Raw genomic sequence first — 13613 nt, forward strand, 5'->3', positions numbered from 1 at the left:
TGGTATCGGGGTCCGAACCAGCCTTTGGCATCCCCATGATCTTTCCACGGCACAGGCCAAGGAGGATCGGGATGCCCCGAGCGAGGTCGGACATGCGGCGGATCAGAGAAGTCCTTCGTCTGCGGGATGAGTTTGGCGCCAGCCAACGGCAGATTGCCGATGCCTGCCGGCTGCCGCGCAGCACCGTGCGCGATTACCTGGAGCGGCTACGGGCCTCCGGGCTGCAGTACGCGGATGTGCTGGGCTGGACGGACGTCGAGCTGGAGGAGCGGCTGTTCCCGCCTCCGGTCACGTCGGCGCGCCCGGTGCCCGACTGGCGGCACATCAGCCGGGAACTCGGCCGCCGTGGCGTAACGCTGCGGCTGCTGTGGGAGGAATACCTGGAGGTCCATCCCGGCGGCTATCGCTACACCCAATTCGTCCAGCATTTCCGGGCATGGCAGGGTGCTCATGCCGAGCCGCGTCTGCGCCGGGAACATCGGCCGGGGGCGGCGATCGAGGTTGATTACGCTGGGATGACGCTGACCGTCGGGCTCGGCGCTGAGGCGCGGCAGGCCCAGGTGTTTGTCGCCTGCCTGCCGTATTCGGGCTACGTCTATGCCGAGGCGACCTGGACCCAGCAGGCGGAGGAGTGGCTGGCCTCCCACGCCCGGCTGTTCGAACATCTGGGCGGCGTGCCGGGCAAGCTGGTGCCGGATAACCTCAAGGTCGGCGTCAGCCACGCCTCCTTCTACGATCCGGCGATCAACCCGGCTTATCACGATCTCGCCCGGCACTACCGCACCGCCGTCCTGCCGGCCCGGGTGCGGCGCCCGCGCGACAAGCCCAGCGCCGAGAACGGCGTGCAGCAGGTCGAGCGGCGGGTGCTGGCCCCGCTGCGCGATACGCCCTTCGCCACGCTGGACGCCGCCAACGCGGCCTTGCGCGACAAGCTGGCCACCCTCAATGCCGCTCCCTTGAGCCGCCGGCCGCAGGACACGCGCGCCGGCCTGTTCGCCGCCGAGGAGCAGCCGACCCTGCGCCCCTTGCCGCCGGACCGCTTCGTGCCGGGCACCTGGGCGCGCCACAAGGTCCCGCCCGACTATCATCTCGCTCTCGACGGCGGCGTCTACTCGGTGCCCCACACGCTGATCGGCAAGACGGTCGACGTGCACAGCACCGCCGGCGTGATCAGCGTCTTCCTGCGCGGCAAGCGGATGGCCTGCCATGTCCGCCGGCAGGACGGCGCCACCGTGACGCTGGACGCCCATCGCCCCGCCAACCACCGGGCCGTCGCCCGCTTCACCCCCGATGCCATCCAGACCGAACTGGCCGCCATCGGCCCGGCCGCCGCGCTGCTGTTCGAACGCATCCTGGCCGGCGCCGATCACCCCGAACAGGCGGTGCGGGCCGGGATCGGCCTGATCCGCTTGGCGGCCACCCACGGCACCAGCCGGCTGGAGCAAGCCTGCCAGGCGGCGCTGGAGGCCAACGTCGGATCCTACCGCTACGTCCAGCGCTGGTTGACCGCTCCCCCGGCCACAACGGCGGACGCGGCCGGTGCCGGCGAGCACACCAATCTGCGCGGCCCTTCCTACTATCACTGACGGAGATACGATGATGAAGCACGTCAACCACGAGCGGCTGCGCCAGTTGCGGCTGTACGGCATGGCCAAGGGGTTGGAGGCGCTGGAACGCCTGCCCGATCGCGGCCAACTGGCCTTCGACGAGCAGTTGGGCACGCTGATCGAGCGGGAAGCGGCAGAGCGCGCCAACACCGCACTCGCCAGCCGACTGAAACGTGCCCGGCTGCGCCAGACGGCCTGCCTGGAGGACCTCGACCTGCGCACCCCGCGTGGGCTCGATCGCGGTGTTGTGCGCGAGCTGGCCACCGGGCGCTGGGTGAAGGAGAACCGGCCGGTTCTGATCACCGGCCCGACCGGGATCGGCAAGACCTGGCTGGCCTGTGCACTCGGCAACCAGGCGGCGCGGGAAGGCCACAGCGTACTCTACACCCGGCTGACCCGCCTGCTGGACGATCTGGCCACCGCCCGCCTGGACGGTTCGCTCGCCCGGCTGCTGCGACGGATCGCCCGGCTCGACCTGCTGATCCTGGATGACTGGGCGATGACCGAGCTGACCGCGCCTCAGCGCCTGGACCTGATGGAGGTGATCGATGACCGCCACGACCGGGCCGCAACCATGCTGGCCACCCAAGTTCCCGTGGCCAACTGGCATCGGCTCATCGGCGATGCCACCTACGCCGACGCCATCCTCGACCGCCTCGTGCATCGGGCCTACCGCATCGACCTGCATGGCGACTCCATGCGCCGCACCAAGGCCGATGCCGCCAGCGAAACCCCCGACACCTAAGGCCGGTGCTTGGCAACCAAACCCACAACCTTCATAACGTAAATCCAGGGTTCGGCCCCGGCTCCCACCAGCTTGCAATTCGGGTGGGCGCTTTCGCCGAAACGGTGGGCGCTTTCAACCGAAACGCCTGGGCGAATTCGCCGAAATACGCAATCGGCGCCGGGGTGGTGATCGCTCCTCCTCCGGGAGCCGCCGATCGGGTAGACTCCGGCCATGCCCGCTACCGCCGAGCCGCTGCCCACCGACATTGAGACGCTGCGCGCGATCATCGCGGCGCAGGCCGCGGAGTTGGCGGCCGAGCGTCGGTGTCGTGAGGCCAGCGAGGCCGAATTGGCCGCCGCCAAGGCCGGCCTGGTGGCCAAAGCGCTGGAGGTGGAGAAGCTCAAGATCCAGTTGGCTCGGCTGCGGCGCATGCAATTCGGGCGTTCCTCCGAGAAGATCGACCGCGAGATCGACCAGCTCGAACTGGCGCTGGAGGATCTGGAGGCTGCCGCGGCGGCCGAAGGGATGCCGGCCGATCCCGCCGAGCCGCGGGCGCCCTCGGCGGAGAGCCGTGCCCAAGCCGGCCGGCGCAAGCTGCCGGAGCATCTGCCGCGCACCGAGATCGTGCACGCCCCGTTTGAGGCCTGCCCCTCCTGCGGCGGCGCCCTGCGTCCGGTGGGCGAGGATGTCCGCGAGGTTCTGGACTACATCCCGGCGCGTTTCACCGTGATCCGCCACGTCCGCCCGGCGCTGTCGTGCCGGTGCTGCGAGGGCATGGTGCAGGCGCCGATGCCGTCGCTGCCCATCGAGCGCGGCCTGCCCTCGGCCGGGCTGCTGGCGCATGTGCTGATCGCCAAATATTGCGATCACCTGCCGCTCTATCGTACCCCTCCGCCGAGCGCCGCCTTGTGACCGAGCGGGGAAGCTGAATCATTGTGCCTGTCCCTATGGCTATCCCTATGGCAGTCCCTATGACTATCCAACGCGTCGAGGTGATCACGGGCCAGGAGCGGCGGCGGCAGTTCAGCGACGAGGAGAAGCTGCGGCTGGTCGAAGAGGCGTTCCAGCCGGGCGTCAAGGCGACCGAAGTCGCCCGGCGCCTGGGCGTGGACGTCAGCCTGCTGTACCGCTGGCGCCGCCAGTTCTTCGGTCAGCAGCCCCGGCTGCCCGCCTTCATGCCGATCACCGTCGCCACCGACGCTCCGGCACCGGAGGAGGTGGCAGAGCCGACAGCGGCGCCAGCGGCCCCACCAGCCGGTCTCATCGAGGTCGAATTCGCGACGGCGCGCTTGCGCATCACCGGCCCGGTCGATCCGGCCCTGGTCGGCACGGTGATCGCCGCGCTGTCGGGACGGTCGGCATGATCCCGGTCCCCTCGGGCGTTCGGGTCTGGCTGGCGGGCGGGGTCACCGACATGCGCTGCGGGATGAACTCTCTGGCGCTGAAGGTCCAGGAGGGTCTTGGCCGCGATCCCCATGCCGGCGATTTATACGTCTTCCGTGGACGTCGCGGGGATTGAGCGTCATTCAGCATACAGTTTCGAGTCGGCTCGCGTGGAGTATCCGTGGCACCCGCTGTACGGGAAGACATTGAGGGTGGTGAGCCGGACAGTACGTGGTGGTCACTCCGTCCTGTGGCTCGAGGAACGCCCTGATACCGCCCGGGAATTGCCGGCCTGGATGTGCGACGCGGCCTACTGCCTTGATATGGCGGCATTGTGTCCGCCGCAGACCACAGTCGCAGCCCTTAGCGCATTGGCGGCAGTTCTCTCGGATCTGCGGGACTCGATCGGCGACGGCGCAGCATCGGACAACTCACCCACGGAGGAGGTTGCCGATGACCAGACGACCGCGGCCGACGTCCCAACTCTCGCTCGCTCTCTCTGTTCCGCTTCAGGACATCGCCGTTCCGGACGAAGTCGTGCAAGTACTGGCGGATCTCCTCTTGGAAGCTGTGGGCGCCCATCTCGACATGGAGAACAGGGAGGAGGCCCATGAGCACCAAGATCACCGTTGATCATCTGGGCCGCGGTGCCGCGATCTATGTTCGCCAATCCACACCTGGTCAATTGATCAACCACACGGAAAGCCGTCGCCGACAGTATGACTTGGCTGACGCCGCACGGGCGGCTGGGTTCGTCGATGTCATGATCATCGGTGAGGACCTTGGCCGCTCCGGTTCCGGCCTCGAATGCCGTCCTGGCTTTCAGAAGCTGGTGGCGGCGGTCTGCGCCGGCACCGTCGGTGCCGTCTCTTGCATCGAGGCATCGCGGCTGGCCCGCAACGGCCGGGATTGGCACCACCTCATTGACCTTTGTGCTCTGGCTGGGGCGTTGGTCGTCGACCCAGATGGGGTCTATGATCCAAGGCTGCTGAACGACCGCCTTCTGCTCGGCCTGAAGGGAACAATGTCGGAGTACGAACTCAGCCTGCTGCGTCAACGCGGCATCGAAGCCCGAGACGGAAAAGCCCGTAGGGGCGAACTGCGGTTCACGCTACCGCCCGGCTACTGCTGGAACGAGGCCGGACGGATCGAAATCGATCCTGACGCGCGCGTTGCCGGCGCGATCCGGATGCTGTTCAGCAAGTTCCGCGAACTGGGCAGCGCCCGCCAAGTTTTTCTCTGGGCGCGCGCCGCCGAGCTGTCACTCCCCGTCGTGCGGCGCAACCTCATCGCCTGCAAAATCCTTTGGCAGCCGCCGGCCTACCACACGGTGATCCAGGTCCTGCAGAACCCGATCTATGCCGGCGCCTACGTGTTCGGCCGACGGGGTAATCGGACTCGCGTTGTCGAGGGTCGGGCTCGGAAGACGAGCGGGCATAAACGAGAGCGCACCGACTGGAATACCCTGCTGCGCGACAACCACGAGGGCTACATCACCTGGGCCGAGTTCGAGGAGCATCAGCGCATGCTCGAGGAAAATGCCCACATGCAGAAGCGTGCCGCCCGCAAAGCTGGCCGTGGTGGCCGTGCTCTGTTGACCGGGCTGGTCCGGTGCGGGCACTGCGGTCGCAAGATGCGGGTCTTCTACGGCATGCAGTCGGGGCATGCCCACCGGTACCAATGCCGAGGTGACGATGCCCATGTCGGTGTCGGTCTGTGCATCGGCATCGGCGGTATTCGTGTCGACCGGGCGGTCGTGGCGCAGATGCTGGAAGCCGTCTCTACCAGAGCGGTGGAGGCTGCCCTGCTTGCCGCCGACCAGGCGGCTGCGGCGGGGGCGGAAGAGCGGGCAGCGCTGGAGCGCGAGTTGGAGGCGGCCCGCTATGATGCCTCGTTGGCGGCTCGCCGGTACGACCTCGTGGAGCCGGAAAAGCGCCATGTTGTGAGAGAACTGGAAGCGCGCTGGAATACGGCTCTGGAACGGGTGGCGCAGATCGAACGTCGGATTGCCGAGGCCGAGGCGCGCTCATCGGCGCGCCCAAGGGTGAACAGGGCGGCTCTTCTGGGGTTGGCTCACGATCTGTCGGCGGCCTGGAATGCACCGACAGCGGACACGCGAACTCGGCAACGTCTGACCCGGCTACTCGTGGAGGAGGTGGTGATCGACCTCGACGACACAGCGCACGAGGCGGTGCTGCGGATCCACTGGGTAGGTGGCCGACACACCGAACTGCGTGTCCCACGGGCCAGGACCGGGCGTCGAGCGAACAAAGCACATCCAGGAGCGGTGGAGGTCGTGCGCAAGCTGTCCGGGCATTGGCCGGATCATGAGATCTCCGTCACGTTGAACCGCATGAAGTGCCGAAGCGATAACGGAGAGACCTGGACGACCGTGAAGGTTCGGTTGTTGCGGGAGCGACTTGGCCTTTCCGATTTCGACCCGACTGTACCCCGTCCCGAGACGCTGACGGCCGACAAGGCAGCGAAGCGGCTCGGCATCTCGATTCCCTCCGTACACCGCCTTATTCAGCGTGGGATCCTGCCGGCAACGCAGCTTGTCTCATCGGCCCCGTGGCACATTCCCGTGGCAGCCTTGGACACGGACGCCGTGCGAACGGGCGTGAACGAGATTAAGGCGCGGCGCCCCAAGAACCTCATTGATTATCAAAGAGATGAGACGATGCCGCTGCCAGGATTGTGAAAGGAGGGATGCACTATGTCACGCGATTTGGTGACATGGTGAAGTGCCTGTGGCATGACGGGCTCGGCATGTCGCTGTACGCCAAGAGGCTTGAACGGGGCCGTTTCATCTGGCCCAGCCCGGCCAGCGGAGCCGTGGCCATTTCCGCGTCCCAGTTCGCGTATCTGCTCGACGCCATCGACTGGCGCAATCCGCAGCAGACTTGGAGACCGCGCTCGGCCGGATAGGCTGCGGCACAGTGAATCAACCCGCCGCTCTCCGGCGGGAAGAGCGAGGATCGGTGCGGGTTTCCGGGTACAATCCGGCCCCATGGACGCCCTGCCCGACACCATCGACGCCCTGCGCGCCGCGCTGATCGAAGCGCGTGGCCGGGCTGCGTTGGCCGAGGCGGACGCCGCCCAGGCGCGGGCCGAACGGTCCGGCGACCAGGCGCTGATCGCCACCCTGAAGCTCCAGATCGAGAAGCTCCAGCGCGACCTCTACGGCCGGCGCTCCGAACGGACCTCCCGACTGCTCGGCCAGCTCGAATTCCAGTTGGAGGAGGCGCAGGCAAGCGTCGGCGAGGACGATCTGGCGGCGGAACAGGTGGCCGAGGCGACCGGCGCGGCCCGCATCACCCGCAAGGCGCCGTCGCGCAAGCCGTTCCCGGCGCACCTGCCGCGCGAGCGCGTCGTGATCCCGGCGCCGGCGGTGTGCCCATGCTGCGGCTCGACCCGGCTGTGCAAGCTGGGTGAAAGCGTGACCGAGACGGCCGAGCGCATTCCCGCGCGGTGGAAAATCATCCAGACGGTGCGCGAGAAATTCTCCTGCCGGGACTGCGAGACGATCAGCCAGCCGCCGGCACCGTTCCACACCACGCCGCGCGGCTGGGCGGGGCCGAACCTGCTGGCCACGCTGCTGTTCGAGAAGTTCGGCCAGCATCAGCCGCTGAACCGCCAGTGCGAGCGCTTCGCCAAGGAGGGCATGGAGATCAGCCTGTCCACCGCGGCCGACCAGGTGGGGGCGGCCTGCGGCGTGCTGAAGCCGCTGCTCGACCGGCTCGCAGCGCATGTGCTGGCGGCGGAGCGGTTGCACGGCGAGCCCGAAGGGCCAGCGAAGCTACGACACGACCGTGCCGGTGCTGGCGAAGGGCAAGACCGACACCGGCCGCATCTGGGTCTATGTGCGCGACGATCGCCCCTTCGCGGGCGCGGCGGCACCGGCGGCGCTGTTCCACTACTCCCGCGACCGTGGCGGCGGGCATCCCGAGGCACATCTGGCCGGTTGGGCCGGAGTGCTGCAGGCCGACGCCTATGCCGGATACAACCGCCTCTACGACGCGAGCCGCCAGCCGGAGCCCGTGGCCGAGGTCCTGTGTTGGGCGCACGCGCGTCGGAAATTCTTCGAACTCGCCGATATCGCCGCCAACAAGCGGCGCGGCAAGGGGGCGCCCCCGATTTCTCCGCTGGCGCTGGAGGCGGTGCGGCGCATCGACCCGCTGTTCGACATCGAGCGCGAAGCCCTCGGGCGCTCGGCAGCCGACCGTCTGGCGGTGCGCACAGAGCTGTCCAAGCCCCAGGTCGAGGAACTGGAAAACTGGATGCGAACGGCCCGGGCCGGGATGTCGAAGCACGCGCCGGTGGCCAAGGCGATGGACTACATGCTGACCCGCTGGGAAGGCTTCACCCGCTTCCTGCGTGACGGACGGGTCTGCCTGACCAACAATGCTGCCGAACGAGCGTTGCGTGGAATCGCCCTTGGCAGGAAGGCATGGCTATTCTGCGGATCGGATCGAGGCGGGCAGCGCGCCGCCGCCATGTACAGCCTGATCGTGACGGCAAAGATGAACGACATCGATCCCCAGGCGTGGCTGGCCGACGTCCTGGCCCGCATCAACGATCTGCCGCAGACCAAGCTGCACGAACTGCTGCCCTGGGAATGGAAGCGGCTGCACGAGGCGACCACGGCGACCTGAGGAACCATGGCCAGAACCCGCAACCTCGTGACCATGGAGCGCGTCGCCGAGATCCTCGGCGAGGACGTCGAATGGCTGATCGACATTGCCATCGAGCTGGAGCCGGAGGACGGTTGCCTGGCCGTGTTCGGCCCAGGCGAGCAGTGGTTCCATGCCCTGACCGAAGATGGCGTCGAAAGTCTTAAGGAACTCATCCAAATCCACCGAGCAGCACGCTGAACGATTCGATCCGCACCCGCGTCACTCACCGGATGCGTACGGGTGATCCGCGATGCGGTCGAGCACATGTCGCAGGTAGGCCTGAGGATCGAGGCCGTTGAGTTTGGCGGATTCCACGATGGTATAAATCGCCGCGGCACGCTCCCCGCCGGCGTCGGAACCGGCGAACATCCAGTTGCGTCTTCCGATGGCCAGCGGCCTGATCGCTCGTTCGGCGGCGTTGTTGGAGTTCTCCAACCGGCCGTCGTCCACGTAGCGCGTCAGTGCCGTCCAGCGCGAGCGGGCGTAGCGGATCGCCTTGGCCAGGTCGCCCTTGCCGGGGATGCGCACCAAGGCGGCGTCGAGGAAGGTGGCCAGTTCATCGAGAACGGGACGGGCTTCCGCTTGGCGAATCCGGCGGCGGTCCTCGGCGGGCTGGCCGGTCAGGGGGCGTTCGATGTCAAACAGCCTGCCGATCCGTTTCAGCGCGTCGGCGGCCAGGGGCGAGCCGGTTTCGGTGTGCTCGTCGAAGAATTTCCGGCGCACGTGAGCCATACAGGCCACTTCGGCGACAGCGGCCGGTTTGCCGCCCTTGGCTTCGTACAGAGCATCGAACCCGCCATAGCCGTCGGCATGCAGGTGCCCACGGAAACCGGCCAGCTCCCGTTGCGGATGTTCGCCTTTGCGGTCGGGGGTATAGCGGTACAGCACCGCCGGCGGCCCTTGTCCGGCGTGCGGGCGTTCATCGCGCAGATAGACCCACAGTCGCCCCGTCTTGGTCGTGCCACGCCCGGGATCGAGCACCGGCACCGGCGTGTCGTCCGCGTGTAGAACCGAACCGGCCAGCACGTGCCGGCCAATGGCCTCGGCCAGCGGCGCCATCAGCGCCGCCGCCTTGCCGACCCAGTCGGCCAGCAGCGAGCGTTCCAATTCCACGCCTTCGCGGGCGTAGATGGCCGATTGCCGATAGAGCGTACGCATCCGGTGAGTGACGCGGGTGCGGATCGAATCGTTCAGCGTGCTGCTCGGTGGATTTGGATGAGTTCCTTAAGGCTTTCGACGCCATCTTCGGTCAGGGCATGGAACCACTGCTCGCCTGGGCCGAACACGGCCAGGCAACCGTCCTCCGGCTCCAGCTCGATGGCAATGTCGATCAGCCATTCGACGTCCTCGCCGAGGATCTCGGCGACGCGCTCCATGGTCACGAGGTTGCGGGTTCTGGCCATGGTTCCTCAGGTCGCCGTGGTCGCCTCGTGCAGCCGCTTCCATTCCCAGGGCAGCAGTTCGTGCAGCTTGGTCTGCGGCAGATCGTTGATGCGGGCCAGGACGTCGGCCAGCCACGCCTGGGGATCGATGTCGTTCATCTTTGCCGTCACGATCAGGCTGTACATGGCGGCGGCGCGCTGCCCGCCTCGATCCGATCCGCAGAATAGCCATGCCTTCCTGCCAAGGGCGATTCCACGCAACGCTCGTTCGGCAGCATTGTTGGTCAGGCAGACCCGTCCGTCACGCAGGAAGCGGGTGAAGCCTTCCCAGCGGGTCAGCATGTAGTCCATCGCCTTGGCCACCGGCGCGTGCTTCGACATCCCGGCCCGGGCCGTTCGCATCCAGTTTTCCAGTTCCTCGACCTGGGGCTTGGACAGCTCTGTGCGCACCGCCAGACGGTCGGCTGCCGAGCGCCCGAGGGCTTCGCGCTCGATGTCGAACAGCGGGTCGATGCGCCGCACCGCCTCCAGCGCCAGCGGAGAAATCGGGGGCGCCCCCTTGCCGCGCCGCTTGTTGGCGGCGATATCGGCGAGTTCGAAGAATTTCCGACGCGCGTGCGCCCAACACAGGACCTCGGCCACGGGCTCCGGCTGGCGGCTCGCGTCGTAGAGGCGGTTGTATCCGGCATAGGCGTCGGCCTGCAGCACTCCGGCCCAACCGGCCAGATGTGCCTCGGGATGCCCGCCGCCACGGTCGCGGGAGTAGTGGAACAGCGCCGCCGGTGCCGCCGCGCCCGCGAAGGGGCGATCGTCGCGCACATAGACCCAGATGCGGCCGGTGTCGGTCTTGCCCTTCGCCAGCACCGGCACGGTCGTGTCGTAGCTTCGCTGGCCCTTCGGGCTCGCCGTGCAACCGCTCCGCCGCCAGCACATGCGCTGCGAGCCGGTCGAGCAGCGGCTTCAGCACGCCGCAGGCCGCCCCCACCTGGTCGGCCGCGGTGGACAGGCTGATCTCCATGCCCTCCTTGGCGAAGCGCTCGCACTGGCGGTTCAGCGGCTGATGCTGGCCGAACTTCTCGAACAGCAGCGTGGCCAGCAGGTTCGGCCCCGCCCAGCCGCGCGGCGTGGTGTGGAACGGTGCCGGCGGCTGGCTGATCGTCTCGCAGTCCCGGCAGGAGAATTTCTCGCGCACCGTCTGGATGATTTTCCACCGCGCGGGAATGCGCTCGGCCGTCTCGGTCACGCTTTCACCCAGCTTGCACAGCCGGGTCGAGCCGCAGCATGGGCACACCGCCGGCGCCGGGATCACGACGCGCTCGCGCGGCAGGTGCGCCGGGAACGGCTTGCGCGACGGCGCCTTGCGGGTGATGCGGGCCGCGCCGGTCGCCTCGGCCACCTGTTCCGCCGCCAGATCGTCCTCGCCGACGCTTGCCTGCGCCTCCTCCAACTGGAATTCGAGCTGGCCGAGCAGTCGGGAGGTCCGTTCGGAGCGCCGGCCGTAGAGGTCGCGCTGGAGCTTCTCGATCTGGAGCTTCAGGGTGGCGATCAGCGCCTGGTCGCCGGACCGTTCGGCCCGCGCCTGGGCGGCGTCCGCCTCGGCCAACGCAGCCCGGCCACGCGCTTCGATCAGCGCGGCGCGCAGGGCGTCGATGGTGTCGGGCAGGGCGTCCATGGGGCCGGATTGTACCCGGAAACCCGCACCGATCCTCGCTCTTCCCGCCGGAGAGCGGCGGGTTGATTCACTGTGCCGCAGCCTATCCGGCCGAGCGCGGTCTCCAAGTCTGCTGCGGATTGCGCCAGTCGATGGCGTCGAGCAGATACGCGAACTGGGACGCGGAAATGGCCACGGCTCCGCTGGCCGGGCTGGGCCAGATGAAACGGCCCCGTTCAAGCCTCTTGGCGTACAGCGACATGCCGAGCCCGTCATGCCACAGGCACTTCACCATGTCACCGCGACGTCCACGGAAGACGTATAAATCGCCGGCATGGGGATCGCGGCCAAGACCCTCCTGGACCTTCAGCGCCAGAGAGTTCATCCCGCAGCGCATGTCGGTGACCCCGCCCGCCAGCCAGACCCGAACGCCCGAGGGGACCGGGATCATGCCGACCGTCCCGACAGCGCGGCGATCACCGTGCCGACCAGGGCCGGATCGACCGGGCCGGTGATGCGCAAGCGCGCCGTCGCGAATTCGACCTCGATGAGACCGGCTGGTGGGGCCGCTGGCGCCGCTGTCGGCTCTGCCACCTCCTCCGGTGCCGGAGCGTCGGTGGCGACGGTGATCGGCATGAAGGCGGGCAGCCGGGGCTGCTGACCGAAGAACTGGCGGCGCCAGCGGTACAGCAGGCTGACGTCCACGCCCAGGCGCCGGGCGACTTCGGTCGCCTTGACGCCCGGCTGGAACGCCTCTTCGACCAGCCGCAGCTTCTCCTCGTCGCTGAACTGCCGCCGCCGCTCCTGGCCCGTGATCACCTCGACGCGTTGGATAGTCATAGGGACTGCCATAGGGATAGCCATAGGGACAGGCACAATGATTCAGCTTCCCCGCTCGGTCACAAGGCGGCGCTCGGCGGAGGGGTACGATCACCCGATCAACCGAATCGCCGATCTCCTGCCCTGGAACCTCACGATTCCCGACCACGGGTGAACGGAAGCGGAGCCGTCAACCCAATTCCGCCGCAGTCGCCAGACGACGCTTACTCCAAATCCACCGAGCAGCACGCTGAACGTTTCGATCCGCACCCGCGTCACTCACCGGATGCGTACGATCCTGGAGGCATGCGCCGAGGCGGACCCGAAACGCCGACAGCCCGCCTCGTGGGAGGCGGGCTGTCAACTGTCGTTGGTTGCGGGGGCAGGATTTGAACCTGCGGCCTTCAGGTTATGAGCCTGACGAGCTACCGGGCTGCTCCACCCCGCGGATGTCTCTCATTATTGGATGATGGACTGTGAAGATTTCAAGCGGCTTGTTTTTGGAAAGATTGTCTCTTGTGCCTGAGCGACCTGGCGGCGACCTACTCTCCCACGTCTTAAGACGCAGTACCATTGGCGCGGAGGCTTTTCACGGCCGAGTTCGGGATGGGATCGGGTGTTTGACACCTCGCCATGACCACCAGGTCACCGAGGCACAAGACCGACGCTCCTTCCAACAAGGCATATGCTTGAACGTGCAAGTGATTGAGAGGATGTATCGAACCGGCTTGTTTGCGTCAAGCAGGCTTGCTGCTGCGCATGGCGCGGTTGTGTGGGGTTGGGATCAAGCCGATCGAGCGATTAGTAAGGCTTAGCTTCAGGCGTCACCGCCCTTCCACATGCCTCCTATCGACGTGATGGTCTGTCACGGCTCTCAAGGGAGCTCTGGTTTAGAGGTGGGTTTCCCGCTTAGATGCTTTCAGCGGTTATCCCGTCCATACTTAGCTACCCGGCCATGCCACTGGCGTGACAACCGGTGCACCAGAGGTATGTCCATCCCGGTCCTCTCGTACTAGGGACAGATCCTCGCAAAACTCCGACACCCACGGCAGATAGGGACCGAACTGTCTCACGACGTTCTAAACCCAGCTCACGTACCACTTTAATCGGCGAACAGCCGAACCCTTGGGACCTGCTCCAGCCCCAGGATGTGATGAGCCGACATCGAGGTGCCAAACGACTCCGTCGATATGGACTCTTGGGAGTCATCAGCCTGTTATCCCCGGCGTACCTTTTATCCGTTGAGCGATGGCCCGTCCACGTGGAGCCACCGGATCACTATGGCCGACTTTCGTCTCTGCTCGACTTGTCAGTCTTGCAGTCAGGCGGGCTTATGCCATTGCACTCGACGAGCGATTTCCGACCGCT

General features: G+C 67.0%; 12 protein-coding genes, 1 tRNA gene, 2 rRNA genes and 2 pseudogenes (1 of these 17 running past the window's edge). 9 read left to right on the plus strand and 8 right to left on the minus strand.

The features are described 5' to 3' along the window. The first annotated feature begins 71 nt into the window (after nucleotides 1-71). The 9 genes and pseudogenes from istA (at nucleotide 72) to AZL_RS26600 (ending at nucleotide 8591) form a co-directional block, all read left to right on the plus strand. Nucleotides 72-1586 (plus strand): IS21-like element ISAzs2 family transposase, encoded by a 1515-nt coding sequence (istA, locus tag AZL_RS26555; RefSeq protein ID WP_012973785.1) that lies wholly within the window; start codon nucleotides 72-74, stop codon nucleotides 1584-1586. A 10-nt stretch (nucleotides 1587-1596) separates the two neighbouring features. Continuing rightward, nucleotides 1597-2352, plus strand: a complete 756-nt coding sequence (gene istB / locus AZL_RS26560) for an IS21-like element ISAzs2 family helper ATPase IstB (RefSeq protein ID WP_012972684.1) — start codon at nucleotides 1597-1599, stop codon at nucleotides 2350-2352. Between the two features lie 213 nt (nucleotides 2353-2565). Further along, nucleotides 2566-3219 (plus strand): annotated as a pseudogene (locus tag AZL_RS26565) (IS66-like element ISAzs18 family transposase); the annotation flags it as partial. An 86-nt stretch (nucleotides 3220-3305) separates the two neighbouring features. Continuing rightward, the gene (locus AZL_RS26570; protein WP_012973093.1) at nucleotides 3306-3698 is read left to right on the plus strand and encodes an IS66-like element accessory protein TnpA; all 393 of its coding nucleotides are present in this window, start codon (nucleotides 3306-3308) and stop codon (nucleotides 3696-3698) included. Continuing rightward, entirely contained in the window at nucleotides 3695-3853 is a 159-nt protein-coding gene (gene tnpB / locus AZL_RS26575; RefSeq protein WP_012977096.1) for an IS66 family insertion sequence element accessory protein TnpB, read from the plus strand. The genes AZL_RS26570 and tnpB (AZL_RS26575) overlap by 4 nt, the downstream gene beginning before the upstream one ends. A gap of 474 nt (nucleotides 3854-4327) precedes the next feature. Then, on the plus strand, nucleotides 4328-6418 hold the full coding sequence (locus tag AZL_RS26585) for a recombinase family protein (RefSeq protein WP_012977507.1): 2091 nt from the start codon (nucleotides 4328-4330) through the stop codon (nucleotides 6416-6418). Nucleotides 6419-6426: 8 nt separating this feature from the next. Further along, nucleotides 6427-6645 carry an IS66 family insertion sequence element accessory protein TnpB gene (gene tnpB, locus AZL_RS26590; RefSeq protein ID WP_042445224.1) on the plus strand — a complete coding sequence of 73 codons (219 nt, stop codon included), beginning with the start codon at nucleotides 6427-6429 and terminating at the stop codon, nucleotides 6643-6645. Nucleotides 6646-6727: 82 nt separating this feature from the next. Beyond that, nucleotides 6728-8372 (plus strand): IS66-like element ISAzs20 family transposase gene (locus tag AZL_RS26595; RefSeq protein ID WP_076611226.1). Its coding sequence is split into 2 segments (ribosomal slippage): nucleotides 6728-7500 and nucleotides 7499-8372, totalling 1647 coding nucleotides; the frame shifts between segments, so codons are not numbered across the junction. Nucleotides 8373-8378: 6 nt separating this feature from the next. Continuing rightward, nucleotides 8379-8591 carry a hypothetical protein gene (locus AZL_RS26600; RefSeq protein ID WP_012973089.1) on the plus strand — a complete coding sequence of 71 codons (213 nt, stop codon included), beginning with the start codon at nucleotides 8379-8381 and terminating at the stop codon, nucleotides 8589-8591. A gap of 21 nt (nucleotides 8592-8612) precedes the next feature. Here AZL_RS26600 and AZL_RS26605 read toward each other — a convergent pair. The 8 genes and pseudogenes from AZL_RS26605 to AZL_RS26640 form a co-directional block, all read right to left on the minus strand. Continuing rightward, nucleotides 8613-9542, minus strand: a pseudogene (locus AZL_RS26605) (IS66-like element ISAzs18 family transposase); the annotation flags it as partial. 41 nt (nucleotides 9543-9583) lie between these two features. After that, a complete protein-coding gene (locus tag AZL_RS26610) occupies nucleotides 9584-9796 on the minus strand; it encodes a hypothetical protein (RefSeq protein ID WP_012973089.1) in 213 nt (70 codons plus the stop codon). A 6-nt stretch (nucleotides 9797-9802) separates the two neighbouring features. Further along, a protein-coding gene (locus AZL_RS26615; protein WP_076611226.1) for an IS66-like element ISAzs20 family transposase occupies nucleotides 9803-11447 on the minus strand; the annotation gives its coding sequence in 2 pieces (ribosomal slippage) (nucleotides 9803-10676 and nucleotides 10675-11447; 1647 coding nt in all). Between the two features lie 82 nt (nucleotides 11448-11529). Then, entirely contained in the window at nucleotides 11530-11877 is a 348-nt protein-coding gene (gene tnpB / locus AZL_RS26620; protein ID WP_012973092.1) for an IS66 family insertion sequence element accessory protein TnpB, read from the minus strand. Next, the gene (locus AZL_RS26625) at nucleotides 11874-12266 is read right to left on the minus strand and encodes an IS66-like element accessory protein TnpA (RefSeq protein WP_012973093.1); all 393 of its coding nucleotides are present in this window, start codon (nucleotides 12264-12266) and stop codon (nucleotides 11874-11876) included. The genes tnpB (AZL_RS26620) and AZL_RS26625 overlap by 4 nt, the downstream gene beginning before the upstream one ends. A 350-nt stretch (nucleotides 12267-12616) precedes the next feature. Next, nucleotides 12617-12693 (minus strand) — tRNA-Met (locus AZL_RS26630). A gap of 81 nt (nucleotides 12694-12774) precedes the next feature. Continuing rightward, nucleotides 12775-12890, minus strand: a 5S ribosomal RNA gene (rrf, locus tag AZL_RS26635). Nucleotides 12891-13025: 135 nt separating this feature from the next. Continuing rightward, nucleotides 13026-13613 (minus strand): 23S ribosomal RNA (locus AZL_RS26640) (it continues 2156 nt past the right edge of the window).

Origin of the sequence: Azospirillum sp. B510 (genome assembly GCF_000010725.1) — a bacterium.
Taxonomy (GTDB): Bacteria; Pseudomonadota; Alphaproteobacteria; order Azospirillales; family Azospirillaceae; genus Azospirillum; species Azospirillum lipoferum_B.

Bases quoted from the DNA above. Each gene is read 5' to 3' on its own strand.
- tnpB (WP_012977096.1), top strand. From the start codon at position 3,695: ATGATCCCGGTCCCCTCGGGCGTTCGGGTCTGGCTGGCGGGCGGGGTC.
- AZL_RS26610 (WP_012973089.1), bottom strand. From the start codon at position 9,796: ATGGCCAGAACCCGCAACCTCGTGACCATGGAGCGCGTCGCCGAGATC.
- istB (WP_012972684.1), top strand. From the start codon at position 1,597: ATGATGAAGCACGTCAACCACGAGCGGCTGCGCCAGTTGCGGCTGTAC.
- AZL_RS26585 (WP_012977507.1), top strand. From the start codon at position 4,328: ATGAGCACCAAGATCACCGTTGATCATCTGGGCCGCGGTGCCGCGATC.
- AZL_RS26600 (WP_012973089.1), top strand. From the start codon at position 8,379: ATGGCCAGAACCCGCAACCTCGTGACCATGGAGCGCGTCGCCGAGATC.
- tnpB (WP_042445224.1), top strand. From the start codon at position 6,427: ATGCACTATGTCACGCGATTTGGTGACATGGTGAAGTGCCTGTGGCAT.
- AZL_RS26570 (WP_012973093.1), top strand. From the start codon at position 3,306: ATGACTATCCAACGCGTCGAGGTGATCACGGGCCAGGAGCGGCGGCGG.
- AZL_RS26625 (WP_012973093.1), bottom strand. From the start codon at position 12,266: ATGACTATCCAACGCGTCGAGGTGATCACGGGCCAGGAGCGGCGGCGG.
- istA (WP_012973785.1), top strand. From the start codon at position 72: ATGCCCCGAGCGAGGTCGGACATGCGGCGGATCAGAGAAGTCCTTCGT.
- tnpB (WP_012973092.1), bottom strand. From the start codon at position 11,877: ATGATCCCGGTCCCCTCGGGCGTTCGGGTCTGGCTGGCGGGCGGGGTC.